Origin of the sequence: Limosilactobacillus mucosae (assembly GCF_013423865.1) — a bacterium.
In the GTDB taxonomy this organism is placed as follows: domain Bacteria; phylum Bacillota; class Bacilli; order Lactobacillales; family Lactobacillaceae; genus Limosilactobacillus; species Limosilactobacillus mucosae.
Map to the genome: position 1 here is coordinate 265181 of NZ_CP058954.1, position 25211 is coordinate 290391.

Sequence of the window (25211 nt, forward strand, 5' to 3'; positions counted from 1 at the left end):
AATGGAAAAAGCCGACTATCAGCAACTAAATGGCATTGCCCTGGCTTATCTGGGTGATGCCGTCTATGAGGTATTTATTCGTCAACATCTATTGGCACTGGGAATGAGCAAGCCCAATCGTCTGCAGCATCAAGCCACTCACTATGTCTCGGCCAAGGCGCAGGCTGCTTTGATTGAGCTGATGAAAGCCGATGATCTCTTGACTGAGGATGAATGGAGCTATTTTAAGCGTGGCCGCAATGCCAACAGCTATACTCATGCCAAACACACCTCGGTTCTGACGTATCGCATGTCAACTGGATTTGAAGCCTTGTTTGGCTATCTGCAGCTGTCAGGACAGTTTGAGCGAATCAATGAATTGGCGCAATGGTGCATTAAGCAAGTAGAAACAGGAAGAACAAAACATGAAAACTGATGAACCAGAATTTATTATTGGCCGTCACCCAGCAGTAATGGCCCTGAAATCTGATCAAGAAATCAACAAGGTCTTTATTCAAAAAGATTTGAAAGCCGATATTATTGGTCAGATCGTCAAATTGGCCAAGGAGCGGCACTTGGTGATTTCAAACGTCCCCAAGAACAAGTTGGATCAAATGACCAATCACCAAAATCACCAGGGGGTTGCGTTGGCAATAGCGGCTTACCGGTATGCAACGATTGACGATCTGTTTGCCAACGCTGAAAAACATGACGAGGCACCGTTTTTCTTGATTTTAGATGAACTGGCAGATCCGCATAATCTGGGTTCAATTCTTAGAACGGCTGATGCAGCAGGAGTTCATGGTCTGATCATTCCTAAGCGGCGTTCTGTTGGTCTGACCTCAGTCGTTGCCAAAACGTCAACCGGAGCAATTGAGCATGTTCCCGTGGCGCGGGTAACCAATCTGGTACAGACGGCCAATGAGTTAAAAAAACGCGGGCTGTGGCTGTTTGGCACGGATATGCAGGGAACTGATTACCGTCGCTGGGATGCTAAGGGTCCAGTTGCTTTGGTAATTGGCAATGAAGGAAAAGGAATTTCGCCGCTGCTGAAAAAAACATGTGATGAGATGCTGACGATTCCAATGATTGGCCATGTTCAGAGTCTGAATGCCAGTGTTGCGGCCAGTCTTTTGATCTACCAAGGCTTTAATTCGCGTCATCCGCTTTAAAATCATGCCGCAGTGTTGGCTGACACTGCGGTTTTATTTTTATTGAAAAATTGAGGTGATTAATTTATGAAACGACGCAGACTGGTAGTAATTTCTCTCGATTCAATGGGGTTTCGCGATCTAAACGAGCTGCGCGAGCTGACACCGAATCTGGCACGCTTGATTGAACAGGGGACCTGGGTCAAAAAAGTTCGTGGAATCTTTCCGACTTTGACCTATCCATCGCACACATCGATCATTACTGGCCAATATCCGGCAGTTCATGGAATCGTCAACAATACCAAGCTGCAGCCGACCAGGCAGTCGCCAGATTGGTACTGGTATCAGCGAAAAGAAATCAAGGCTGCAACGCTTTATGACGTTGCCCATTTTGCGGGACTGAAGACAGCAGCCTTTTTATGGCCGGTAACTGCTGGCAGCCGCATCGACTGGAACGTAGCTGAGATTTTTCCCAATCGAATCTGGACCAATCAGGTACTGGTTTCATTAAAAGCCAGTTCACCATGGTTTTTGTATCAGATGAATCATAAATTCAGTCATTTGCGCAAAGGAATCAAGCAGCCCTGGCTGGATGATTTTGTGACAGCAATGGCATCCTGGACGTTAAAACACAAAAAGCCGGATCTAACCTTGATTCATCTGGTCGACATGGACAGTATGCGGCATCGCTATGGCGTAAGATCAGATCAAGCCAAACAGGCACTGCAGCGCTTGGATCAAAGAGTCGGTCAGCTGATTCAGGCAACTAAGGATGCTGGAACGTTTGAGCAAACCAATTTTGTCTGTCTTGGCGATCATTATCAGATTGACGTCAACCAGATGATTCACTTTAATACGCTGTTTGCTAAAAAAGGATGGCTGACTCCGATTAAGAACCAGCAAACCTTTAAAAACAATTGGCGGGTAATGGCCAAAACCTGCGATGGCGAAACCTACGTCTATGTGCGGCCAGGAATCGATCGTGATGAGGTCAGACGAGAAATTGCTGGGGTTAAGGGAATTGAGAAGATCTATGACGGTGCTCAGGCGGTTAGACTGGGGGCTGATCCGCGCTGTACGTTTTTGGTTGAGGCCAAAGCCGGTTGGTACTTTACTGATGAGGCCCAGCGTCCGGCCGTCGTTGAATCGGTCTTGCCGTCAATGATGGGCACAAGCGATCGCTACCGTGGCGTGCATGGCTATGGGGCCGATAAGCCAGACTATTTTACGACCGCCGTTTTTTATGGACCGGATATCAAAAAAAGAGCCCAGGTTGAGCATGCTGAGTTGGTAGATGAAGGGCCAACTTTTGCTGAGCTGCTTGGCTTAAGCTATCCCAGACCAACTGCCGGCAAGCCGATCAAAGGAATCTTTAAGGAAGTGAAACATGAAATTTAACAAACAGCAGTGGCAATGGATCTTTTATGACTGGGCAAATTCGGGCTATGGCATTTTGGTCGTAACCGCAGTCCTGCCGGTATATTTTAAGGCCGTTGCTCACCAGAATGGGATCTCAGCCGCGCTCTCAACGGCATTATGGGGATATGCCAACAGTGCGGGGACTTTGGTCGTTTCGCTTTTAGCGCCTTTTTTAGGAGCAATGGCGGATTATCCTTATGCCAAACGACGCTGGCTGAACTGGTTTGCTGGCTTGGGTATCATTATGACGATGATTCTGGGTGTTTTATCGCCAAATGCCTGGCAATGGCTGCTGATCATCTATGTTTTGTCAGCAATCGGCTATTCAGGCGGCAACCTTTTTTATGACAGCTTTTTAACCGATGTGGCCGACTATCGCCAAATCGATGCTCTGTCAGCAACTGGGTACGGTATGGGGTATCTAGGCGGGGTTATGGCTTTTTTGATCTTTTTGACAGTTGAGCTGGGTCATGGTTTTGGCTGGCTGAACGATTATGGAATTGCGCGCTTCAGCTTTATCTTGGCTGGCCTTTGGTGGATCATTTTTGGCTTGCCGTTTCTAAAAAATGCTCATCAGCGCTATAGCGTGCCAAAAGAACAAAAACCGATTGTCGCCAGTTTTGCCCGCGTGATAAAAACCATGCGGCATATTCGGCAATATCGAGCCGCATTTTGGTTTTTGGTTGCGTATTTCTTTTATATTGACGGCGTCGACACGATTTTTACGATGGCTACTTCGATTGGATCCGATATGGGGATTGATACTACCATGCTGATGGTCGTTTTATTAGTCGTGCAGCTGATTGCCTTTCCGTTCTCAATCTGGTATGGCTGGCTGGCCAATCGCACTTCAACACGACGGGCTCTATTGCTGGGGATCTGCGTCTACTTGTTTATCTGTCTGCAGGCCCTGCATTTAAAGACGCTGCGTGATTTTTGGCTGCTGGCCGTTTTGGTCGGTACTAGTCAGGGCGGGGTTCAAGCGTTGAGTCGTTCTTATTTTGGCAAGCTGATTCCTAAAGAAAACAGCAGCGAGTTTTTTGGCTTTTACAATATTTTGGGGAAGTTTTCAGCAATTATTGGTCCGGTTTTGGTTGGAATCGTTACGCAGTTGACGGGCGAGTCAACCAAGGGAGCTGCCTCATTGGCCGTCTTATTTGCAGTGGGGCTTTTGATCTTTTTGAGACTGCCTGCACCTTCAGATTAGTTTCACTTTCCATTTATAAGTAAAAACGGCATAAATGTAAATATATGAAAGCACATTTATGCCTTGTAACCGTTTTACTTATCATGTATATTAAAAATAACAAGCAGGGGTGCAGACCTTAGACGGAAATCGCCGGGGCAATGCATCAGGTAAAGGTGCACTGCTTTTTTATCAGTTTACTGATCAGTCAAGGCAACCCGAATCCATTTGCTAACGAGAGGAAGAAAATGACGAAAGCGAGAATCGGTGACGCTGATTTTCTAGCGTCAGCCGCTGAAAAAGCAATTTTACGCGAAGCAAAAAGTGGCAATCCACTGGCAATTCAAAAACTGTTCGTTAGTTATCAAAGACTTTTTTGCTATGCATGGCAAAAATATCATCCAGCTGATCTGTCTTTACATGATTGGCTTGCAAATATGTATCAGCTGCTTTATCAGGTCGTTTTACATTATGATGATCAACAGAATGCATCGTTTGGCCACTATCTCTATCGTTCTCTGGAAAACTTCGCCAAGGGTCAGTATCGTAAGTGTCGTGCCCAAAAGAGAATACCGGCAGATTGTCTGGTGAGCCTGAGTGATCAGCTGCCAATCGCCAGTCAAGAGTCAATGGAAGAACGAATCTATTGTCGTTTGATTTTTGAAAACTTTTTAGATTACGATCTTTCAAATTTTGAACGTGAGGTTTTAGTAGCCAGTCTGTTTATGGACATGCCGGCGTTGTGCAAAAAATTCGGCTGCCATCAGCGTACGATTCAATCCGCTTTATCACGGTGTCGAAAGAAATTGATTTTGGCTTTGCAGGCTTAAGTGAGTTGCTTTTATACCTGGGTCCATGATAGGCTAGACAGGTAAAATTGGAGGCATCAGATGACTCAGAAAAAAGCGGCACTGGAATGTACCAAATGCGGTGCGCGCAACTATACGATAACGGTCAAGCCTGATCGCGAATCGCGTCTGGAACTAAGCAAGTTCTGCAAGCGCTGTGGTGAATATACTTTGCATCGACAAACAAAATAAGGGACGATTTCAATGAAACTTACAAAATTCGTAAAGAACGTCAATGCTGAAATGCATAAGGTAGTCTGGCCAACTGCTAAAGAAACGCGGCGGGACACGACTACGGTAGTTTCGCTGACGATTTTCTTTATTATCTTTTTTGCGATTATTGACTGGCTGCTGCACCAGTTCATGCTGCTGATTGTTGGCTAATTATTGGTCAAATTGCACAGAATCTGGTATACTGCTGTTTGGTTAAGGAGACTTCGCTTTAGGCGGGGTTTTTTATTTTGAACTTTTTTGGTTTTACAAAAATGGAGGAACAACGTGGAATCAACTGAAAAGCGCTGGTACGTGCTGCACACGTATTCTGGCTACGAAAACCGAGTTAAGAGCAATTTGGAATCCCGGGCTCAGTCAATGGGAATGCAGGACTATATTTTTCGGGTTGTCGTACCTGAAGAAAAGGTTCGTCAGGTTAAAGATGGTGAAGCTAAGGAAATTGAAGAAAAAACTTTCCCTGGCTATGTCTTAGTCGAAATGGTTATGACTGATCAAGCATGGTACATCGCTCGGAATACTCCAGGCGTAACCGGCTTTTTGGGTTCTCACGGTGGTGGCTCCAAGCCAACTCCACTGCTGCCTGAAGAAGTCGATCGCATTTTAAAGCGGATGGACGACTCAGAAGAAGCACCACGTACTGATATTGACGTTAAAGTCGGCGATACGGTTAAGATTATTGCTGGACCATTTGCTGACATGGTTGGCAAGGTAACCGAAGTCGATCATGATAAGCTGAAACTGCGAGCTGAGATTGAAATGTTTGGCCGGCTGACTTCAGCTGAGGTTGGCTTTGATCAAATCGATTCAGTCGAATAATCAAGATATTTTTAATAGCTGACTATTGAAAAAACAGTGATTTAGTGGTATACTTCTCGAGTATGCTATTTAACGCATACAGTGGGAGGGGCAAATCTTACTACCCCATCATTACCACAACACGGACTAAGGAGGTTTTGTCTCGTGGCAAAAAAAGTAGCTAACATTGTCAAGTTGCAAATCCCTGCAGGTGCCGCTACGCCGGCTCCTCCAGTGGGTCCTGCACTTGGTCAAGCAGGTATTAACATCATGGGCTTCACTAAGGAGTTCAACGCACGGACTGCTGATCAAAAGGGTATGATTATCCCTGTTGTAATTACGGTATACGAAGACCGTTCGTTCGAATTCATTACGAAGACGCCACCTGCTGCTGTACTGCTGAAGAAGGCTGCTGGTGTTGAACACGGTTCCGGTGAACCTAACACGAAGAAGGTTGCTACTGTAACCAAGGATCAAGTTAAGCAAATCGCCGAAACTAAGATGCAAGATCTTAACGCCGCTGACGTTGAAGCAGCGATGCGCATGATCGAAGGTACGGCACGGAGCATGGGCTTCGTCGTTGAAGGCTAAGCTTTCTCGTACCGGACTGATTCATGAAAGTGAACAGTCTTAGTGGGAGGTATACACTCCGTTAGACCACATTTGCAAGGAGGAAAACATCAACATGGCTAAACATCGCGGTAAGAAGTACCAAGACGCCCTGAAGAAGGTTGATTCCAAGAAGGAATACGCTGTCAGCGACGCAGTACAATTAGTAAAAGACATTGACTTTGCAAACTTCGACTCAACCCTCGAAGTTGCATTTAACTTAAACGTAGACACGAAGCAAGCGGACCAACAATTGCGTGGTGCCGTAGTGCTGCCAAACGGTACTGGTAAAGACCAAACCGTTGTTGTGTTTGCAAAGGGTGAAAAGGCTAAGGAAGCTGAAGCTGCTGGTGCAGACTTCGTTGGCGACCAAGACCTGGTTGACAAGATTCAAGACGGTTGGCTGGACTTTGACGTTGCCATCGCAACGCCAGACATGATGCCACTGGTTGGTCGTCTGGGTCGGGTATTGGGTCCTAAGGGCTTGATGCCAAACCCTAAGACGGGTACGGTTACGATGGACGTAGCCAAGGCTGTTTCTGAATCCAAGGCCGGCAAGGTTACCTACCGGACTGACCGTGACGGCAACGTTGCCGTTCCATTCGGTAAGGCATCCTTTGACACGGACAAGCTGGTTGAAAACCTGAAGACGATTGAAGAAACGATCGTTAAGGTTCGTCCAGCAGCCGTTCGTGGTGCTTACATCAAGCACGTTTCGGTAGCTTCGACTTTTGGTCCTAGCGTAACGATTGACCTGGCTAGTTTCTAAGCCAATGGTTCAAAATTGAAAAGGTCATCAAATAATTTTGATGACCTTTTTTTGTCTAAAATCATGTAAGCGCTAACATTATATGTTATAATATAGATGTAGCAAAGGTAGCAACCAAATGAGGTGATGCCTAATGGTTAAGATGATTCGAGCAGTAACAAAATAGCTTCACCACGGGATAAAGAAATGGAGCTGATACCGATGGGCTGTGAAAATAGTTAGTCATTTTAGGTGAGCAACCGAGGTGGTATCTGATGGTTAAGATGATTCGAGCAGTAACAAAATAGCTTCACCATGGGATAAAGGAATGGAGCTGATACCGATGGGCTGTGAAAATAGTTAGTCATTTTAGGTGAGCGACCGAGGTGGTATCTGATGGTTAAGATGATTCGAGCAGTAACAAAATAGCTTCACCATGGGATAAAGGAATGGAGCTGATACCGATGGGCTGTGAAAATAGTTAGTCATTTTAGGTGAGCGACCGAGGTGGTATCTGATGGTTAAGATGATTCGAGCAGTAACAAAATAGCTTCACCATGGGATAAAGGAATGGAGCTGATACCAATGGGCTGTGAAAATAGTTAGTCATCACTTAGCTGATCAGGTAGGATTGGTGTCCATTTAAAACGGGGCGATCTTATGTTTAAACCACCATAAAAGTTAAGATAAAAAATTGACAAATCGATGAATTAATTAGAAAGCAATATAATATGATAAAAGAAACTGAAATCAAAAAGCGATCGTGAGAGTAAAACACGATCGCTTCTTTAGTTATTCACGATTAATCATTAGCTGATTGATCAAGTTTTTTAACAATCCAGAACACGGGCAGCCCGATTACGACCACGCCGGCAAAAAGCATGACACCGGCTGGATCATTGATGATTTCGCTGATCAAGACAAAGATGCCGCCAGCAATTGCAATAATTGGAATCCAAGGATAAAGCGGTGTGGAGAATGGACGGGGTGCTTCATTGGTCTTGCGGAGAATGAAGATGCCGAAGAAAGCCAAAATGTAAAAACAGTAGACGGTAAATACGCATAGATCCGACAGATGATCAGGATCAAAGAACAGCATCATGATGGTAGCCAACAGAATAATGAAAAGCGTTGCGACAACCGGTGATTTTCCTTTAGGGGTCAGGTAAGACAAGGCCCGAGAAAATGGAATGTCGCGCCGTTTAGCCATGGCATAGACGATTCTTGGAAAAGTCAGCATCTTACCATTGATCGTTCCCATCATTGAAATGATAATACCAATGGACAAAAGTTTGCCGCCAATCGTTCCAAAAGCTTTAACCGCTAGATAGGCAGTCGTGTTCTCCCCGAGTCGGTGGATCGTTTGGACTGGCAAAAAGCGGAGAACACCAATTGTAATTAAGGTATAGATCAATAAAACGGCACAGATTCCTAAAATGATCGCTTTAGGCAGCAGCTTTTGTGGATTTTTCATTTCACCACCCAAATTGGCGATTAGAATCCAGCCATCATAGCCAAATAAAGTTGCTAGGATAGCAACACCGAAATTGCCCGCCGATTGATGTACTTGACTGAGCGTCTGGCCAAAAGCGTGCTGATGTCCCCAAAATAAGCCAAAAATAATAATTGCAGCAATTGGAATCATTTTGGCAATCGTAGTAATTACAGAAAATGCTGCCCCAACGCGGTTTTCCAGCATGTTCATAGCACCGATGGCAAGAATCGTTATCACAGCGAGGGGAATTCGCCAAGCGGAGCTGAGACCGAAAAGATTAGCCATCAAAATACTCATAAATCCTGCTACAGAAGCAATGATTGCAGGACCATAAACGATAATCTGCATCCAGCCGGCTAAAAAGCCCCAGATGCGACCGTAAAGATTCTCGATATAGACATACAGGCCGCCAGTATATGGCATCTGCGAACCGATTTCAGCAATCGTTAGACCAGCCGTTAAAGTGATAATCCCTCCTAAAACCCAGGCGAGGATGGCCATGGTTGAAGATCCGGCACTATCCAGGACCGAACCTTGTTTAAAGAAGATGCCGGAACCGATGATGGTGCCGATTACGATCGAAAGTGCTGAGCCGAACCCTAACGAGCGTTTCAGCTCTGTTTGTGGCTGTTTTTCCATATAGAAATCCTCCATTCATTTTGCCAACAAAAAACCGAGCTGCTCAACTGCAGAGAAAATTCTAAAGCAGTTAAGCATACTCGGTGCTGCTGGTGATTTGAGTACGTCAAAATTCCTCAACTGCTTTTAAATTGGAGCTGAGGATGAGGATTGATTGATTTTAGAATAGTGTTGAATCATTAAACGCACCTCTTGACGCTGGAAAAATTTACAAAGCTTACAATAACATGAGAAAAAATTAAACGCAACTAATTATGATTGAAAATAATTTGGAGAAATGTTATTGCAATCTCGATCTAATCCTGTTATACTAACAAAGTTGATTAAATATGACTCTGCCTAAGACTCAGGTGGCACCAGCCTTAATTAATGCCTGCCGAGGAAGAAATGAAATGTTCCTTCTCTATGTCTGCCGGTCATAGGGATTTTTTTAAATCCGATCAAAATACATTGCAGGAGGTGAAATTCATGAGCGAAGCAACGATTGCTAAGAAGGCTGAAGCAGTTAAGAACGTCAACGAAATGCTGACGAACGCTGAAACGGCCATTGTTGTTGACTACCGTGGTCTGACGGTTGCCGAAGTTACGGATCTGCGTAAGCAGCTGCGTGATGCTGGCATCAAGATGATGGTTATCAAGAACAAGATTCTGGAACGTGCCGTTGAAGGTACGGACTACGAAGATCTGAAGAGCACGTTCGTTGGCCCAACGGCCGTAGCCTTCTCTGACGAAGATGCTATTGCCCCAGCAAAGATTCTGAAGAAGTTTGCTGACGACCACGAAGCTCTGGAAATCAAGGGTGGCTTCATCGAAAAGAAGGTTCAAACCCTCGACAAGATCAACGAATACGCTACGCTGCCAAGTCGCGAAGACCTGCTGTCCATGCTGGCAAGTGCTCTGCAAGATCCAATGCGGAAGATTGCCCGTGCAGTCAAGGCTGTTGCCGACAAGAAGAGCGAAGAAGAAGCTGCCTAAGCTTCTCAGCGTACCCGCTAAATTTAAAGATCTGCGCCTAAGCGCATAAACCGAAATATTGGAGGAAAATAAACATGGCTTTTGATAAGGATGCTATCATTGCTTCTCTGAAGGAAGCATCAATCTCTGACCTTAACGACCTGGTTAAGGCTATCGAAGAAGAATTCGACGTTTCTGCTGCTGCTCCAGTTGCTGTTGCCGGTGCTGCCGGTGGCGAAGCTGCTGCTAAGGACAGCTTCACTGTTGAACTGACTTCTGCAGGTTCTGCAAAGGTTAAGGTCATCAAGGCTGTTAAGGACATTACTGGTCTGGGCCTGAAGGACGCTAAGGACCTGGTTGACAACGCACCATCCGCTGTCAAGGAAGACGTTAAGGAAGACGAAGCCAACGACATCAAGGAAAAGCTTGAAGCCGCAGGTGCTACTGTTACCCTTAAGTAGTCTCAGCTTAATAATAAAAAAAGACGATCGCAATGCGGTCGTCTTTTTTTATTATCATAATCTAATGTCTACTAGTAAATTACAATTTTATTTATATAAAAAATACCTTTGTAAATAAATTTACCTAATATTAACTTGATTAGTGGGGCGTTTCTTTACTTTGACAGTCTATCCTAAAACTTGACAGGAGGGATTGATTTGAGTGAAGAGAATCAAAAGAAGCTGTTTGGCATCTCAGCAATTATTTGCATTATTTTATTAACGATTGCCTATTTTGGTGATTTAGCCATCAGCAATACTTTAATTAATTATCACAGCTGGGTAGGGACGTTTTGCCAGACTTTTGGCGAGTTTCCGGTTTATCTTATTTTTGCCTTATGTGGACAGATTGCGATGACTTATGCCTGGCGAGGCGACTGTGAAAAGCTGCTGGCAGGACCGTTGTTTGTTGGCGGGCTTGCACTGTCGCTTTGGCAGAGCAAGCAGTATGTCAATGAATTCTTGGGCTATCTGTATTCGGCACAAACTAACCTTAAAAACGGTACGGCGATAGCAATGGCCAACAGCGACTCAGCAACGGGCGGTTATGCAGGCTCAACGATTATAATGGTCTGGCTGCTGTTTTTCGTTATATTTACGCTGTTGGTACAATGGTGGCTGAAAAACAAAACGACTAAACAGCTGACCCGCTATATGAAAATTGCGATTTTGGCGTCATTGACGGTTTGGTTTGCATTGGAAGTTAATCTGACCTTAAAAGACCTGTGGGGACGCTATCGCCCATATGAACTCACGAGCGGCAATCATGAATTTACCAATTGGCTGACAATCAATGGCGTTAATGGGCATAAGTCATTTCCATCCGGGCATACGATGGCGGCAACGCTATGCATCGTTTTTTCATGGTTCGTTTCCAACAATAAGCGTAAGAGCTTTTTCATTGGTGGCATCGTTTATGGTGTCGTGATTGCTATAAGTCGAGTAATCGTGGGCGCACATTTCTTTTCGGACGTTACGTTCTCGTTTTTCCTGACCGCACTGATCATCTTTATCATGAATGGTCTTGGTAAAAAGCTAATTGAAGATTTTTAAAAATAAGGGCTGTGATTATCGAAAGGTGACCACAGCTTTTATTTATGTGTTAAATAGCTCAATGGTGAGCTAATTTGTGAGGAATCGAGACGGATTTTAGAGATTATCATACAAATAATCCCTGTTTTGACTATTAAAAATAAAAAATAGCTGAAAAAAGTTGTGAATCAGCATACAAAAAGCGTGAGGAAAAATCGCTTAAAACCATTATAATGGCCCCGAATAAAAATATTTTTAGACTTTATTCCTACTGCGGCAAGGGTTGACATTATAGTATTGTAATCGCTTTCTATAATGTCAGAATTGTTATTTATTTCACAAAAAGTATTTACAAATCTAGAAAAAAGAGTATAGTAATAATTGTTCAAAGGATAACAAAGTTGTTGAAAAGTAATTAATCGAGAAGGAGCTAGTGCAATGACAGTTAAAGCTAAAGCCACTGTTAAGGCCACTGAAAAGCCTAAAGACAAGGAACAAACCGCTGAAGAACTGATTAACGGCTTGATTGATAAGAGTGAAAAAGCTCTTGATCAATTGCGCACATTTAGCCAAGAACAGGTTGACAAAATTTGCCAAAACCTTGCATTGGCCGCTGAAGAACATCATATGGATCTGGCTATTTCAGCCGCTGAAGAAACTGGTCGTGGGGTAGCTGAAGACAAGGCTATCAAGAACATCTACGCCAGTGAATATATCTGGAACAACATCCGCAATGACAAGACGGTTGGCATTATCGATGAAGATGATGAAAACCAAATGATTACGATTGCTGATCCACTGGGGGTAATTGCTGGGGTCGTACCAGTTACCAACCCCACGTCAACGGTTATCTTTAAGTCGATCATTGCCTTAAAGACGCGGAACACGATTATCTTCTCATTCCACCCACAGGCCTTTAAGTCATGTCTGAAGACTGGTCAGATCTTGGAAGCCGCTGCTGAAGCCGCTGGGGCGCCAAAAGACGTAATTCAATGGATTCCACAATGCAGTCGTGAAAATACGACGGCACTGCTGCAGAATCCTCGTATCGCCACGATTTTGGCTACTGGTGGCCCTGGACTGGTTAAGGCAGCCTACAGTTCTGGTAATCCTGCCTTGGGTGTTGGTCCTGGTAACGGTCCTGCCTACATTGAAAAGAGTGCCAACATTGATCGTTCCATCTACGACATCGTATTATCAAAGACCTTTGACAATGGGATGATCTGTGCCACTGAAAACTCGGTTGTCATTGACGACGAAATCTACGACCAGGTTAAAGAAGCCTTTAAGAAGTGGAACTGCTACTTCTTGAAGCCAAGCGAGATTCCAACGTTTACCAATGGCTTTATTGATCCTGATCGGCACCAGGTCCGTGGCCCGATTGCTGGTCGTTCTGCAAATGATATTGCTGAAATGTGTGGGCTGAAGAACGTTCCAGCTAATACCAAAGTACTGATTGCCGAGCTGGATGGGGTTGGCCCTAAGTATCCATTGTCAGCCGAAAAGCTTTCGCCAGTACTGACAATGTACCGTGCCAAGAGTCGTGAAGATGCATTCCGGATCTGTAGCGAACTGCTGGCCTACGGTGGTGAAGGTCACACGGCAGCCATCCATACCAACGATGATGAATTGATCAAGGAATACTCACTGAAGATGAAGGCTTCCCGAATCATCGTCAACTCGCCATCAGGTCTTGGTGGTATTGGTAATGTCTACAACAACATGACGCCATCATTTACGCTGGGGACGGGTTCATACGGCAGCAACTCGATCTCGCACAACGTTTCTGACTGGGATCTGCTGAACATTAAGAAGGTTGCTATGCGTCGTGATAATCCACAATGGGTACAGATTCCGCCAAAGGTCTACTTCCAGCGGAACTCACTGAAGTACCTGAAAGAAATTCCAAACATCAACAAGGCATTTATCGTTACCGGTCCAGGAATGGTTAAGCGCGGTTATATTCAGCGGGTTATTGACCAGCTGCGGCTGCGCAACAACCGGGTTCAATACGAGATCTTCTCCGATATCGAACCTGACCCATCAACGGATACGGTTGACAAGGGTGTTGCCTGGATGAACGACTTCCAGCCAGACACGATCATCGCACTGGGTGGTGGTTCGCCAATGGACGCTGCTAAGGCAATGTGGATGTTCTATGAGCACCCAGACACGACTTGGAATGGGGTTCGGCAAAAGTACCTTGATATCCGTAAGCGGGCCTACAAGATCGGCCGGCCAAAGAAGGCACAATTTATCGGGATCCCTACGACTTCTGGTACCGGTTCTGAAGTTACGCCATTTGCGGTTATCACCAACTCCAAGACGCATGTCAAGTACCCACTGGCTGACTACGCTTTGACGCCGGACATCGCAATTGTCGACTCGCAATTCGTTGAATCCGTGCCAGCCAACACGACGGCCTGGACTGGTCTGGACGTCTTGACGCACGCTACGGAATCATACGTTTCCGTAATGGCAACTGACTACACGCGTGGCTGGTCGCTGGAAGCCATCAAGGGCGTTATGGAAAATCTTGAGGCATCCGTCAAGGGCGACAAGCTGGCCCGCAAGAAGATGCATGACAGCTCCACGATTGCTGGTCTGGCCTTTGCCAATGCCTTCTTGGGGATCACGCACTCTTTGGCTCACAAGATGGGTGGGGCCTTTGATCTGCCACACGGTCTGGTAATTGCGATTGCACTGCCACAAGTAATTCGTTTCAACGCTAAGCGGCCAACCAAGCTGGCAATGTGGCCACATTACGAAGACTACCGTGCTGACAAGGACTATGCAGCGATTGCCCGTTTCTTAGGCTTGAAGGGCGATACGACTGAAGAGCTGGTTGAAGCATACGTACAAAAGATTATCGAATTGGCTCATAAGTGTGGCGTAACGCTGAGCTTGAAAGCTAATGGCGTTAAGCGCGAAGACTTTGACAAGGTCGTTGATCAACTGGCCGTTCTGGCTTATGAAGACCAATGTACGACTGCTAACCCGGTTGAACCACTGGTCAGCCAGCTTAAGGAACTGTTGGAACGCTGCTACGAAGGCACTGGCGTCGAAACTGAAGAATAGGCTGTTGATTTCCAAGCACTCTCAATTAATCTTCTCAACTTAAAATCTCAACTTTAAAAGACGGTCGCGGATCCATGACCGTCTTTTTTGATTTCGGCAGATTGTAAAATTTAAGTTGAACATTTAAGTGGACAGAAAAACCCATCAAGGTCTTTAATGGTGTTACCACAACATTCCATTAGAAAGAAGGACCTTAATGGGCACCACTATTTTATCATTCCAGAACCGCGTTGTCATTGAAACGCTTCATAATGAAGGACGTTCCTTACGATACATCGCTAACTACTTAGGCTTTAGTAAAACCACAGTCTTTAACGAACTTCACCGGCTCAACGGTGAGTATCAAGCTGAACTAGCGCAAACTGACTTTGAACGCAAGGTTAGTCAACGGGGGCGGAAGTCTTCGCTCACTAAAAGCCTTAAGCACTTGATTGAGGAAAAGATTCAAGTCCAGAAGTGGTCCCCTGAACAAGTTGCCCATGTAGTTGGGATTGCCTACAAGACGGTCTATAACTGGATTGATCAAGGATGGCTTGATGTACAGTTACCCGATTTGCCTGATCATGGAATTCGTCGTCATCGTGCTAAAGAAAAGCGTGGTACGTTCAGTCACGGCCGCTCCATTGAGGAGCGGCCTCATAAAGTCGAAACTCGCCAAGAATTCGGCCACTTTGAAGCTGATACCGTACTTTCTGGCAAACGTAAAGGTCAAGCTGTGGCTACTTTTGTGGAGCGTAAGAGTCGCCTTACAATTGTTAAACGGCTCCATGGTCGCGACAGTCAGTCCATGACTCAAGCCGTACTTGAACTAGCTAGTCAACTTCAAGACAAGCTCAAGACGCTTACCGTGGATCATGGGAAAGAGTTCGCTAACTATCAGGCAATTGAACAGCTAACGGGTACTCAGGTTTACTTTGCCCATGCCTATTCACCGCACGAACGCGGTAGTAATGAGAACCGTAATCGAGTTTTGCGACGGTTTATTCCCAAGGGACAAGCCATTGAAGAGCTGAGCGATCGCCAGCTGGTTCAAATCAATTGGTATCTGAATTCCCGACCACTTAAATGTCTTAACTGGCACACACCAATCGAGATCTTCTTGCTTAATCTACGTCACTAAATTCGTTCAAGTTATTTCTTGCAATCTGCCTTTCAATTAAAAAAATATGAGAAAAAGGTTGACAATTTATTAAGAAGGATTTAGAGTATTAGACAAGTTAATCAACGGAACAAAACACGATGATCCGGAGAGTAAGGTTATGGTTGGCTGATCAGCGACCCCGATGAAGTGTGAGCGGGGACAGGAGCCATAACTGGAAAGTAGCCGGTGAGTGGCCGATGCGACGTAAGAAGTGTCGGACGGGTGCGCCCGTGATCGCGCCAGCGTATGAACACGTACGCGTTAAGGCTTAATTGGCGACGATTAAGCAAAAAAAGGTGGTAACACGCGAAAGCGTCCTTTTCAAATCATGGTCTGATTTGAAAAGGACGCTTTTATTTTCCGTTGATCACGAAATCTTAGCTAAGATCTCTTTTTAAAATTCATTTGTTGATTGAAAGGGGATTGATTTTTATGAATACGAATAAACTGACTTTCCGTAATGCTTTATTGATTGGATCACTAATTTTTGGGATGCTTTTTGGTGCCGGCAATCTGATCTTTCCGGTTCATTTGGGTCAGATGGCAGGGGCGCATTGGCTAAGCGCGGCTGGCGGCTTTTTGATGTCGGGGGTGCTGTTGCCGCTGATGGCGCTGCTGGCAATCAGCATTACGCGCTCCAATGGAATCTATGATCTGGCGCGTCCTAATGGTGCCTGGTATGCACTTATTTTTCTGATTTTGGTTCATGCAACGCTAGGGCCTTTGTTCGCCACGCCACGGACGGCAACCGTTTCATATGCGATTGGTATTGCGCCGCATCTTTCGGCCAGTGCCAACACCTGGGGAACCTTGATCTATTCAGCAGCCTTCTTTGGCCTGACGTATTACTTCTCAACTCGGGAAGGACGAATCACTGACACGATCGGTAAAATGCTTAATCCGCTGTTTTTAGGCTTGATGTTCATCATTTTCTTTATGGCATTTATCAGCCCCATGGGACATGCTGGTTCAGCTGCCATCACGGCTGCTTATCGTCACGCTTCATTTACCAACGGCTTTTTGCAAGGCTACAACACAATGGACTGCTTGGCTTCTTTGGCCTTTGGGATTACGGTTATTACGGCGATCAAGGGATTGGGTATCAAGCGTCAGCGCGATATCTCCTGGGCAACGGCTAAGGGAGGAGCTTTGGGTATCATTGGTATTGCTCTGATCTACATTGCTTTGATTTGGATCGGTGCTACTAGCCTGGCGCACTTTAAGATGGCTGATAACGGTGGTACGACTTTGGAACAGATTGCCAACTACTACTTGGGCACGGCAGGCGATGCAATCTTGGCAGTCTTGGCAACGACGACCTGCATGACCAGTGCAATGGGGCTGGTAGTTGCCTTTTCACAAGATTTCCACCGGTGTTTTCCTAAGATTTCCTACAAAGCCTTCCTGCGCTTCAACTGCGGTCTTTCATTCTTGGTTGCCAACCTGGGCTTGGATCAGATTATTGCCTGGTCAACGCCGATCTTGATGTTCTTGTACCCATTGGCAATTACGCTGATCATCATGGGGATCATGTCGCCGCTCTTTAAAAATGATCCATTGGTTTACCGCATCACGACTGGCTTTACGCTGATTCCGGCTTTCTTTGACATGATGAACGCTACGCCGGCTATTTTGCATAATACGGCTGCCGTTCAGGCAATGATCAGCTTTGCGGCTAAATTCTTCCCATTCTTCGGTCTTGGCTTCGGCTGGCTTTCATTTGGCATTGCTGGCCTGGCACTGGGCTTGATCATTCACTTTGCTAAGGAACGGATGGCTTCACCGGCAATCAGTGAGGACTAGGATTACTGAAATAGCAAGCAAATAAAAACGTGCGAATGCAGTTGCATTACGCACGTTTTTTATATATTAGTCTTTTTCGTTGATGTCTTTGCCGGCATTAGGATCAGCAACATGGTAGTCACTGTCATGCATGGCCTCAACCTCACCGAGTCGGTAGCCATTGCCGACCTGACTGAAGAAGTCGTGGTTGGAGGTTGTCGTTGAAATACCGTTCATTACGACAGGATTGACATCACTGGCCGTATCAGGGAACAGCGGATCCTGTCCCAGATTCATCAAAGCTTTGTTGGCATTGTAGCGAATGAACGTCAAGACTTCATCGGTCCAGCCAACTTGATCGTACAGCAGGTGGGTGTACTTTTCTTCATTGTCGTAGAGTTCGTATAAGAAATTGTACATCCAGTCTTTCATGTCCTGTTGCTGCTTTTCGGTCAGATCCTTCATGCCGACTTGGAACTTATAGCCGATGTAAGTTCCGTGAACTGATTCATCACGCAAGATCAGCTTGATGATTTCTGCCACGTTGTTAAGCTTGTTGTGGCCCAGGTAGTACAGCGGCGTGTAGAAACCAGAATAGAACAGGAATGTTTCCAAAAAGACGTTGGCAACTTTTTTCTTCAAAGGACTGACGCTTGGATCCAGGTAAAGATTGCCGATCCGCGTTGCCTTGTTTTGCAGATATTCTTCAGTATCGGACCAGTCAAAGATTTCACTGATTTCTTCAGGGGTATTCAGCGTAGAAAAAATCGTGGAGTAAGACTTGGCGTGGACCGATTCCATAAATTGAATATTGTTAAGCACGGCCGTTTCATGCTGAGTCTTAACGTTTTCTTTCAGGGCCGTCAAACCAGCTTCCGACTGCAGCGTATCCAAAAGCGTCAGGCCCCCAAATACGTGACCGACGACCCACTGGTGATCAGTATCAAGCTCTCGCCAATCATCCATATCGTTGGAAACCGGAATCCGGGTATCCAGCCAGAACTGTTCGGTTAGTTTTTCCCAGGTGGCTTTGTCGATCATATCAGAGACTTCATTCCAATTGATCGCCTGGTAGTTTTTAAGCGGTACAAAATTCTCAATCTTCATTATTAAGTGGGGCTCCTTTAGTCTTTAATGATTCCAATAAGTTAGATAACGCAGCTTTCGCATTGGTTGGCACCGATCTCATCTTGATCATCGGTAAACGTCCGAATATAGTAGATGGATTTAATGCCTTTTTGATAAGCATAATGGCGCAGAATGTTTAAGTCACGCGTTGTCATCTTATCAGTTCGATTATTTTTCCATTCGTACATCCCGGCTGGAATCGTGGAACGCATAAACAGCGTCATCGCCAGTGATTGATCAATATGTTCCTGAGCAGCCGCGTAGGTATCGATTACGCTGCGCATGTCGGTATCATAAGCCGACTTGTAGTATGGCATGGTATCGTTGCTGAGGTATGGTGCCGGGTAGTAGATCTTGCCAATCATTTTTTCCTGACGCTCTTCAATCCGATTGATGATTGGGTGCAGGCTGGAAGTCGAGTCGCCAATATACGACGTCGATCCATTCGGGGCAACGGCTAAGCGATAGGCGTTGTAGAGACCATCCTTTTGCACGGCTGCTTTGAGCTCCTGCCAGTCCTTGATACCAGGAATAAAGATGCCTTCAAACAGCTGCTTGACCGTTGCCGACTTAGGCCCCCAGTCTTGACTGACGTATTTGTCGAAGTAGGAGCCATCTGCATACGTGCTCTTTTCAAATTCGGCAAACGTTTCATGACGTTCACGGGCAATGTCGTTGGAGGCTTTGATCGTCCAATAGTTGAGCAGCATAAAGTAGACACTGGTAAATTCCAGGGCGACTGGCGAGCCATATTGAATGTGATGCTTGGCCAGGTAGCCATGCAGTCCCATGGCACCAAGACCGATTGCGTGAGCCATGTCGTTGCCGTGCTCGATTGATGGAACGACGTCAAGGTGCTCAATGTCGCTGATATGGGTCAGTCCCCGTACCATGGCACTAACTGAGCGGCCAAAGTCTGGCGTTTCCATCATGTTGGCGATGTTGGTGGAGCCAAGGTTGCAAGAAACGTCGGTCCCCAGCTTGGCAAACGTCTGATCATCGTTAACGATTGACGGCCGCTGAACCTGAGCAATTTCTGAACAAAGATTGCTCATTACGATCTTACCGTCGATTGGATTGGCACGGTTGACGGTATCCAGATTGACGATGTATGGGTAGCCGGATTCCTGCTGCAGCTTGGAGATCTCATCTTCTAAGTCGCGAGCGTTGACTTTGTATTTGGTAATGGCGTCATTAGCGACCATGTTCTCATATTCATTGGTGATGTCGACGTACGAGAATGGCACGCCATAGATGCGCTCAACGTCATAAGGACTGAATAGATACATCTCTTGATTGGCTTCTACCAGCTCGTAAAATTTATCGGGAACGGTAATCCCAAGCGAAAGCGTTTTGATTCGGATCTTTTCATCAGCATTTTCTTTCTTAGCAGACAAGAAGGCCACGATATCGGGATGAAAGACGCTTAGGTAGACTACGCCGGCCCCCTGTCGCTGACCCAGCTGATTTGAGTAGGAAAAAGAGTCCTCCAAAAGCTTCATGACTGGGACGACCCCACTGGCAGCACCTTTGATCTTTTTGATTGGTGCGCCTGCTTCACGGAGGTTGGAAAGATTGATGCCAACGCCACCGCCGATCTTGGAAAGCTGCAGGGCAGAATTGATCGTCCGTCCGATTGAGTTCATATCATCGGTTGCCTGAATCTCAAAACAGGATACGAATTCGCCGCGCCGTTTGCGACCAGCATTTAAAAAGGTTGGCGTAGCTGGCTGATAGCGCTGGTGAATCAATTCATCGGCCAGCTGCATGGCCAGCTCCTCATTGCCGTCAGCCAAAAACAAGGCGTTCATGGCAACGCGATCAATGTAGTTTTCCAGGTAGTATTCCTTGTCGTTGGTTCGTAGGGCATACTGGGCGTAAAACTTGTAGGCTGCCATAAATGAATGAAAATGAAAATCCTGGGCCTTTAAAAAGTCGTAGAGCTCTTCGATGAATTCAAAGCGGTACTTGTGCATAAAGCCGGTTTCGATATAATCGTTTGCCTCCAGCCAGTCATAGCGTTCCTTTAATGAAGCAAAGCGTTTGGTGTTGGGCAAAACGTTTTCTTTGATAAAATCAGTTAAGGCTTCATGATCCTTATCAAGTTGGATTTGACCATCTTTAGGAATGTTGAGTTCATTATTGAGGTCGTAGTATTTTACTTTGGTGAGGTCGATATCTGATAGTGCCATGGATAACTCCTTTTTCCAGTGCAATAAAAAGCGGGCATCGTGCAAAATGATTGAACGATCCCCGGGAATAACGCGGTATAATTGACAACTAAGCCAATTGCTTCAGCATGTCAGGACGGAAGCCAGTAAAGGATTGACCGTCAGGCAGCTTGATTACTGGCGTTGCCTTAAAACCGTCAGCTTTCAGTTGATCAACATATTCTGGATGCTCATCAATATTGTGTTCAACAAAGTCAACGTGGTGCTGCGTTAGAAACATTTTGGTCATCTTGCATTGAATACAGTTGTTTTTAGAGAAAACAGTAATCATAAATCTCAATCCCCTTTAACTTTTCGTTGAGTTAATGTTTTATAGTATAGCGGGTTATGAAGAAATTACAAGCATTGACATACTATATAATGTACGCTTACAAAACGTCAATACAACATGTGGTGGCTAAGCGATAAGGAATTGAGGTGCTGACAGCTGCGGCAAATTTTTTATTTTCTAATGAAGATTGCTTCATAACTCACGCGGTAGAAAAATCACAAAAACCATTATACACTGATTAATAATAATTGATAAGGGAGAAAAATTTTGCAACCGGAAGATTATATGGAAATGGCGCTGGCAGAAGCAAGACAGGCTGAATTGATGGATGAGGTACCGATTGGGGCCATCGTTGTCTATCATGGCAAGGTGATCGGTGCCGGTCATAATATGCGGGAGAGATTTCAAAATGCAGCCTATCATGCCGAACTGCTGGCCATTATGGAAGCCTGCGAGTATCTGGGGAGCTGGCGACTGGAGGAATGTGATCTGTACGTAACGCTGGAGCCGTGTATGATGTGCAGCGGTGCCATTATGAACTCACGAATTCGTACTTTATATTATGGAGCCAAAAATCCCAAAGCCGGCACGGTCGAGAGTCTGTATCACCTGCTGAGCGATTCAAGATTCAATCATCAAGTTGAGATTAGATCAGGGGTCAAAGAAAACGAGTGTCAGCAGCTGCTCAAACAATTTTTTAAACGGGTTCGCAAAGCACGTAAAGCCGCCAGAAAATCAGCTCAGCAAAAGAATTAACAGAAGACTGGCATTTAGCTTTAAAATAGTGTAAGATATTATTTGCCGTAAGGTCATGGGGCAAGGTTGTGCCTACGAATCGTGTCAGGTCCGGAAGGAAGCAGCACTAAGTTCGCTACAGCTTGTGCCCCATGTTTTTTTATGAAGATTAACCGCTGTGTGGATCGTTTCGCACGGCTTTTTTTATGTACAAAATATTTTTTCAATCGAATTGCAACGATTTTACTAGTATAATAACGATAATACGGATTTTTACCAGAAAGGAAGCAGTCAAGATGAGCTATCAAGCGCTTTACCGAGTTTGGCGGCCCCAGCGATTTGACGAGATCGTTGGTCAGCAGGTGGTTACGCAGACTTTAAAAAACGCGATCATAACCAAGCAGATCAGTCATGCTTATTTATTTGCCGGACCAAGGGGAACTGGCAAGACCTCAGCGGCAAAAATCTTTGCTAAAGCCATCAACTGTCATCATCGGCAAGACGGCGAACCCTGCAATGAATGCGAGATCTGTCGGGCAATTACTAATGGACAGCTCAGCGATGTGATTGAAATTGATGCTGCTTCCAACAACGGGGTTGAAGAAATACGCGATATTCGCGACAAGGCCAAGTATGCGCCAACTCAAGCCGACTACAAGGTTTATATCATTGATGAAGTGCACATGCTTTCAACTGGGGCGTTCAATGCTCTTTTGAAAACCTTGGAAGAACCGCCCGCTAATGTGATTTTTATCCTGGCAACCACCGAACCGCATAAAATTCCGCTGACTATCATCAGTCGGGTACAGCGGTTTGACTTTCGGCGGATCTCAGCTCAGGATGCTTTTGAGCGCATGCAGTATATCCTGGATCAAAAGCACGTTGAATATGAAAATGACGCGCTTTGGGTAATTGCCAATGCTGCTGAGGGTGGCATGCGTGACGCACTGAGTATTTTGGATCAGGTCTTGTCGTTTAGCGATAATCAAGTCAAGCTGGATGATGCGCTTTTGGTTACCGGCAGCGTCACCAAGCAGCTGCTGAAAAAATACTTTGATGAGACGACCAGCCATCAAAGTGCCGCAGCCCTGCATACAATGAAAGAAATTCTGGATCAGGGTAAGGACGGCCAGCGCTTTATCGAAGACTTGATCTCATTTATTCGCGACGTACTGCTTTATCAAGAATCGCCACAGTTGGTCAACGTCGCGGGATCTGGACTTAAGGAAACCGATTTTCAGCAGTTGAGTCAGGCTGCCAGTGCCGATGAGCTGTACCAAATGATCGACGAGTTAAATGAGATTCAAGAAGAAATGCGCTTTACGACGCATCCTGACGTCTATTTGGAAGTCTTGACGGTCAAGCTTAGTCAAATCAAGCCGCAAGATAATAAAACGAATGCGACAGATCCCCGACTCAATCAGACAATTGGTCAGCTGCAGCAAGAGATTCAGCAGTTGCAGTCAGCAATTGCCGGCTTAAGACAAACCGGCAGCGGCTCGGCATCCCGGATTGTCCGACGAGCAGGTGGCAATGCTGGCAGTAAAATTCAGCCTAAGATGACGGTTAAGCTGGATCGCGTCTATCCAATTCTGGAACATGCCACTAAGCAGAATCTGCGTGAGCTGCAGGAGATCTGGGGTGATCTGCTTAACATGCTGGATACGCCGCAGCGAGCTTTGATCAATACCTCCCAGCCGGTAGCGGCCAGTCCGCAAGGCGTCGTGGTTTCATTTGACAGCAGTTTTTTGCTGCAGCGTGCCAACAGCGGCAGCTTAGCAGCAGATATGGAAGCTGGCCTGCAGCGTCTGTCAGGCAATGAGATGCGCGTTGCATTCGTGCCAATGGATCAGTGGCCAAAGATCCGCCATAACTATTTGGTAGAGCATGGCTATTTGAATCAAGGTAAAACCGGTACTGATAAAAAAGATTCATCAGCTCAGTCAGCACCAGCCACGCCAGTTAAAACTGATCCGCTGATTGATAAGGCCAAGCAAATGTTTGGCGATTTGGTAAAGATAGAAGATAATTAAGCAATAACATAAGTAAAGGATGGATAATAACTATGATGCGCGGAATGAACATGCAACAAATGATGAAACAGGCTAAGAAGATGCAGCAAAAGATGATGGAAGAGCAGCAGAATCTGGCTAAGGAAGAATTTATTGGCGTCTCGCCTGATGAAATGGTCAAGGCAACTTTTACCGGCGACAAAAAGCTGACTGACCTGCAGATTGATCCGCAGGCCGTTGACCCTGATGATGTTGACATGCTGGCTGATCTGGTTTTGGCAGCCGTTAATGATGGCCTGGAAAAAGTCGATGCCGCCACGCAGCAAAAATTCGGCAAGTACACTAAGGGCTTGAACATTTAAGGAGGCTTGGCGATGCAGTATCCTGAGCCAATTGCCAAACTGATCGACAGCTATATGAAGCTGCCGGGAATTGGCGAAAAAACCGCGACTCGCCTTGCTTTTTATACACTGGGAATGGACCAAAAAGACGTTGAGGATTTTGCCAAGTCGCTCTTAAGCGTGAAAAAAGATCTGCACTACTGCAGCATCTGTGGCTTTATTACCGAAGACGATCCTTGTCCAATCTGCCGAGATAAGTCGCGTGACCGTTCAACGATTCTGGTGGTTGAGCATTCGCAAGATATTATGGCAATGGAGCGGATGCACGAATACCATGGCCTCTATCATGTTTTGCACGGTTCCATCTCACCAAGCGAAGGAACAGGGCCAATGGATATCAACATCCCGGCTTTGCTTAAGCGCCTGCAGAAAAATACCGAGGTCAAAGAAATCATTGTGGCAACCAATGCCTCGCTGGATGGTGAGACCACGGCACAATATCTGGCCAAGCTGATCAAGCCGGCGGGCATCAGAGTCACCCGTTTGGCCCATGGACTGTCAGCTGGCGCCAATATCGACTATACTGATGAGGTAACCTTGTTCAGAGCAGTTCAAGGCAGAACGGAAATGTAGGTGAAGATCATGTTTTTTAAGCATCGCAATCCCCATGCCGTTGAAGAGCTGGGTAATCAAAAGCTGTTGGAACTGATCTACAATGTCAAGGATAGTTGGGATCATGCCAAAGAAACCGAGCATGCTGTCTATGAAGGGCAGGTTGATAATGAGCTCTACAGTCGAACCAAGCTGCAGGAGCAAAAATATCTGTACCTTTATACTAAAGCGCGTCGCAATCATCTGCATGGCTATTTAAACGACAGCGTAATCAAGCAGTAGTTGAGGAAC

Annotated in this window: 25 protein-coding genes, 1 other RNA gene and 1 other annotated feature; of the genes, 22 read left to right on the forward strand and 4 right to left on the reverse strand. The window is 45.7% G+C overall.

Features of this window, described 5'->3' with window-relative positions:
• The first annotated feature begins 1 nt into the window (after nucleotide 1).
• The 10 genes from H0G69_RS01165 (at nucleotide 2) to rplA (ending at nucleotide 6990) form a co-directional block, all read left to right on the forward strand.
• Nucleotides 2–415, forward strand: coding sequence for a Mini-ribonuclease 3 (locus H0G69_RS01165; RefSeq protein WP_033934278.1), 414 nt, complete (start codon nucleotides 2–4; stop codon nucleotides 413–415).
• Nucleotides 405–1151 (forward strand): 23S rRNA (guanosine(2251)-2'-O)-methyltransferase RlmB, encoded by a 747-nt coding sequence (gene rlmB / locus H0G69_RS01170; protein WP_180304987.1) that lies wholly within the window; start codon nucleotides 405–407, stop codon nucleotides 1149–1151. Before H0G69_RS01165 ends, rlmB begins: the two co-directional genes overlap by 11 nt.
• Before the next feature lie 66 nt (nucleotides 1152–1217).
• The gene (locus H0G69_RS01175) at nucleotides 1218–2528 is read left to right on the forward strand and encodes an alkaline phosphatase family protein (RefSeq protein ID WP_180304988.1); all 1311 of its coding nucleotides are present in this window, start codon (nucleotides 1218–1220) and stop codon (nucleotides 2526–2528) included.
• Nucleotides 2518–3756, forward strand: coding sequence for an MFS transporter (locus H0G69_RS01180; RefSeq protein ID WP_180304989.1), 1239 nt, complete (start codon nucleotides 2518–2520; stop codon nucleotides 3754–3756). The genes H0G69_RS01175 and H0G69_RS01180 overlap by 11 nt, the downstream gene beginning before the upstream one ends.
• Before the next feature lie 227 nt (nucleotides 3757–3983).
• Entirely contained in the window at nucleotides 3984–4565 is a 582-nt protein-coding gene (locus tag H0G69_RS01185) for an RNA polymerase sigma factor (protein ID WP_180304990.1), read from the forward strand.
• Nucleotides 4566–4625: 60 nt separating this feature from the next.
• Nucleotides 4626–4775, forward strand: a complete 150-nt coding sequence (gene rpmG / locus H0G69_RS01190; protein WP_180304991.1) for a 50S ribosomal protein L33 — start codon at nucleotides 4626–4628, stop codon at nucleotides 4773–4775.
• Between the two features lie 12 nt (nucleotides 4776–4787).
• Nucleotides 4788–4967 carry a preprotein translocase subunit SecE gene (gene secE / locus H0G69_RS01195; RefSeq protein ID WP_006500489.1) on the forward strand — a complete coding sequence of 60 codons (180 nt, stop codon included), beginning with the start codon at nucleotides 4788–4790 and terminating at the stop codon, nucleotides 4965–4967.
• Between the two features lie 114 nt (nucleotides 4968–5081).
• Nucleotides 5082–5633 carry a transcription termination/antitermination protein NusG gene (nusG, locus tag H0G69_RS01200; protein WP_033934283.1) on the forward strand — a complete coding sequence of 184 codons (552 nt, stop codon included), beginning with the start codon at nucleotides 5082–5084 and terminating at the stop codon, nucleotides 5631–5633.
• A 144-nt stretch (nucleotides 5634–5777) separates the two neighbouring features.
• Nucleotides 5778–6203 carry a 50S ribosomal protein L11 gene (rplK, locus tag H0G69_RS01205; RefSeq protein WP_033934284.1) on the forward strand — a complete coding sequence of 142 codons (426 nt, stop codon included), beginning with the start codon at nucleotides 5778–5780 and terminating at the stop codon, nucleotides 6201–6203.
• Between the two features lie 94 nt (nucleotides 6204–6297).
• Nucleotides 6298–6990, forward strand: coding sequence for a 50S ribosomal protein L1 (gene rplA / locus H0G69_RS01210; protein WP_006500486.1), 693 nt, complete (start codon nucleotides 6298–6300; stop codon nucleotides 6988–6990).
• A gap of 781 nt (nucleotides 6991–7771) precedes the next feature.
• Here rplA and H0G69_RS01215 read toward each other — a convergent pair.
• The gene (locus H0G69_RS01215; RefSeq protein ID WP_180304992.1) at nucleotides 7772–9103 is read right to left on the reverse strand and encodes an APC family permease; all 1332 of its coding nucleotides are present in this window, start codon (nucleotides 9101–9103) and stop codon (nucleotides 7772–7774) included.
• A gap of 320 nt (nucleotides 9104–9423) precedes the next feature.
• Nucleotides 9424–9543 (forward strand) — a sequence feature (ribosomal protein L10 leader region).
• A gap of 28 nt (nucleotides 9544–9571) precedes the next feature.
• On the opposite strand from H0G69_RS01215, the gene rplJ reads away from it, so the two are divergent.
• The 6 genes from rplJ (at nucleotide 9572) to brnQ (ending at nucleotide 17611) form a co-directional block, all read left to right on the forward strand.
• Complete coding sequence (gene rplJ / locus H0G69_RS01220) at nucleotides 9572–10078, forward strand: 50S ribosomal protein L10 (RefSeq protein ID WP_006500484.1); 507 nt, start codon at nucleotides 9572–9574, stop codon at nucleotides 10076–10078.
• A 74-nt stretch (nucleotides 10079–10152) separates the two neighbouring features.
• A complete protein-coding gene (gene rplL / locus H0G69_RS01225) occupies nucleotides 10153–10518 on the forward strand; it encodes a 50S ribosomal protein L7/L12 (RefSeq protein WP_006500483.1) in 366 nt (121 codons plus the stop codon).
• A 180-nt stretch (nucleotides 10519–10698) separates the two neighbouring features.
• Complete coding sequence (locus H0G69_RS01230) at nucleotides 10699–11610, forward strand: phosphatase PAP2 family protein (protein ID WP_056967507.1); 912 nt, start codon at nucleotides 10699–10701, stop codon at nucleotides 11608–11610.
• Between the two features lie 417 nt (nucleotides 11611–12027).
• Nucleotides 12028–14667: a bifunctional acetaldehyde-CoA/alcohol dehydrogenase gene (gene adhE, locus H0G69_RS01235; protein ID WP_006500481.1), complete on the forward strand. Its 2640-nt coding sequence runs from the start codon at nucleotides 12028–12030 to the stop codon at nucleotides 14665–14667.
• Between the two features lie 196 nt (nucleotides 14668–14863).
• Nucleotides 14864–15787 (forward strand): IS30 family transposase, encoded by a 924-nt coding sequence (locus tag H0G69_RS01240; RefSeq protein ID WP_180304602.1) that lies wholly within the window; start codon nucleotides 14864–14866, stop codon nucleotides 15785–15787.
• Between the two features lie 453 nt (nucleotides 15788–16240).
• Nucleotides 16241–17611: a branched-chain amino acid transport system II carrier protein gene (brnQ, locus tag H0G69_RS01245; RefSeq protein WP_180304993.1), complete on the forward strand. Its 1371-nt coding sequence runs from the start codon at nucleotides 16241–16243 to the stop codon at nucleotides 17609–17611.
• A 66-nt stretch (nucleotides 17612–17677) separates the two neighbouring features.
• Here brnQ and nrdF read toward each other — a convergent pair whose 3' ends face one another.
• From nrdF to nrdH, 3 genes are all read right to left on the reverse strand, one after another.
• Nucleotides 17678–18697, reverse strand: coding sequence for a class 1b ribonucleoside-diphosphate reductase subunit beta (gene nrdF / locus H0G69_RS01250; RefSeq protein ID WP_074504492.1), 1020 nt, complete (start codon nucleotides 18695–18697; stop codon nucleotides 17678–17680).
• Nucleotides 18698–18738: 41 nt separating this feature from the next.
• Nucleotides 18739–20910, reverse strand: coding sequence for a class 1b ribonucleoside-diphosphate reductase subunit alpha (gene nrdE, locus H0G69_RS01255; protein WP_033934292.1), 2172 nt, complete (start codon nucleotides 20908–20910; stop codon nucleotides 18739–18741).
• An 88-nt stretch (nucleotides 20911–20998) separates the two neighbouring features.
• Complete coding sequence (gene nrdH, locus H0G69_RS01260) at nucleotides 20999–21220, reverse strand: glutaredoxin-like protein NrdH (protein WP_006500476.1); 222 nt, start codon at nucleotides 21218–21220, stop codon at nucleotides 20999–21001.
• A 267-nt stretch (nucleotides 21221–21487) separates the two neighbouring features.
• Here nrdH and tadA point away from each other — a divergent pair, with 267 nt between their 5' ends.
• The 6 genes from tadA (at nucleotide 21488) to H0G69_RS01290 (ending at nucleotide 25202) form a co-directional block, all read left to right on the forward strand.
• Nucleotides 21488–21976: a tRNA adenosine(34) deaminase TadA gene (gene tadA, locus H0G69_RS01265; RefSeq protein WP_225364256.1), complete on the forward strand. Its 489-nt coding sequence runs from the start codon at nucleotides 21488–21490 to the stop codon at nucleotides 21974–21976.
• Nucleotides 21977–22023: 47 nt separating this feature from the next.
• Nucleotides 22024–22120, forward strand: an RNA gene (ffs, locus tag H0G69_RS01270) — signal recognition particle sRNA small type.
• Between the two features lie 131 nt (nucleotides 22121–22251).
• A complete protein-coding gene (dnaX, locus tag H0G69_RS01275) occupies nucleotides 22252–23988 on the forward strand; it encodes a DNA polymerase III subunit gamma/tau (protein ID WP_180304994.1) in 1737 nt (578 codons plus the stop codon).
• A gap of 32 nt (nucleotides 23989–24020) precedes the next feature.
• Nucleotides 24021–24329, forward strand: a complete 309-nt coding sequence (locus tag H0G69_RS01280; RefSeq protein ID WP_006500473.1) for a YbaB/EbfC family nucleoid-associated protein — start codon at nucleotides 24021–24023, stop codon at nucleotides 24327–24329.
• A 12-nt stretch (nucleotides 24330–24341) separates the two neighbouring features.
• Entirely contained in the window at nucleotides 24342–24941 is a 600-nt protein-coding gene (recR, locus tag H0G69_RS01285) for a recombination mediator RecR (RefSeq protein WP_006500472.1), read from the forward strand.
• Between the two features lie 9 nt (nucleotides 24942–24950).
• Complete coding sequence (locus H0G69_RS01290) at nucleotides 24951–25202, forward strand: YaaL family protein (RefSeq protein WP_039946025.1); 252 nt, start codon at nucleotides 24951–24953, stop codon at nucleotides 25200–25202.
• The last annotated feature ends 9 nt before the right edge of the window (nucleotides 25203–25211 follow it).

Coding starts and splice junctions, on each gene's coding strand:
- H0G69_RS01165 (WP_033934278.1), top strand. CDS start 2: ATGGAAAAAGCCGACTATCAGCAACTAAATGGCATTGCCCTGGCTTAT.
- rlmB (WP_180304987.1), top strand. CDS start 405: ATGAAAACTGATGAACCAGAATTTATTATTGGCCGTCACCCAGCAGTA.
- H0G69_RS01175 (WP_180304988.1), top strand. CDS start 1,218: ATGAAACGACGCAGACTGGTAGTAATTTCTCTCGATTCAATGGGGTTT.
- H0G69_RS01180 (WP_180304989.1), top strand. CDS start 2,518: ATGAAATTTAACAAACAGCAGTGGCAATGGATCTTTTATGACTGGGCA.
- H0G69_RS01185 (WP_180304990.1), top strand. CDS start 3,984: ATGACGAAAGCGAGAATCGGTGACGCTGATTTTCTAGCGTCAGCCGCT.
- rpmG (WP_180304991.1), top strand. CDS start 4,626: ATGACTCAGAAAAAAGCGGCACTGGAATGTACCAAATGCGGTGCGCGC.
- secE (WP_006500489.1), top strand. CDS start 4,788: ATGAAACTTACAAAATTCGTAAAGAACGTCAATGCTGAAATGCATAAG.
- rplA (WP_006500486.1), top strand. CDS start 6,298: ATGGCTAAACATCGCGGTAAGAAGTACCAAGACGCCCTGAAGAAGGTT.
- H0G69_RS01215 (WP_180304992.1), bottom strand. CDS start 9,103: ATGGAAAAACAGCCACAAACAGAGCTGAAACGCTCGTTAGGGTTCGGC.
- rplJ (WP_006500484.1), top strand. CDS start 9,572: ATGAGCGAAGCAACGATTGCTAAGAAGGCTGAAGCAGTTAAGAACGTC.
- rplL (WP_006500483.1), top strand. CDS start 10,153: ATGGCTTTTGATAAGGATGCTATCATTGCTTCTCTGAAGGAAGCATCA.
- adhE (WP_006500481.1), top strand. CDS start 12,028: ATGACAGTTAAAGCTAAAGCCACTGTTAAGGCCACTGAAAAGCCTAAA.
- H0G69_RS01240 (WP_180304602.1), top strand. CDS start 14,864: ATGGGCACCACTATTTTATCATTCCAGAACCGCGTTGTCATTGAAACG.
- brnQ (WP_180304993.1), top strand. CDS start 16,241: ATGAATACGAATAAACTGACTTTCCGTAATGCTTTATTGATTGGATCA.
- nrdF (WP_074504492.1), bottom strand. CDS start 18,697: ATGAAGATTGAGAATTTTGTACCGCTTAAAAACTACCAGGCGATCAAT.
- nrdE (WP_033934292.1), bottom strand. CDS start 20,910: ATGGCACTATCAGATATCGACCTCACCAAAGTAAAATACTACGACCTC.
- nrdH (WP_006500476.1), bottom strand. CDS start 21,220: ATGATTACTGTTTTCTCTAAAAACAACTGTATTCAATGCAAGATGACC.
- dnaX (WP_180304994.1), top strand. CDS start 22,252: ATGAGCTATCAAGCGCTTTACCGAGTTTGGCGGCCCCAGCGATTTGAC.
- H0G69_RS01280 (WP_006500473.1), top strand. CDS start 24,021: ATGATGCGCGGAATGAACATGCAACAAATGATGAAACAGGCTAAGAAG.
- recR (WP_006500472.1), top strand. CDS start 24,342: ATGCAGTATCCTGAGCCAATTGCCAAACTGATCGACAGCTATATGAAG.
- H0G69_RS01290 (WP_039946025.1), top strand. CDS start 24,951: ATGTTTTTTAAGCATCGCAATCCCCATGCCGTTGAAGAGCTGGGTAAT.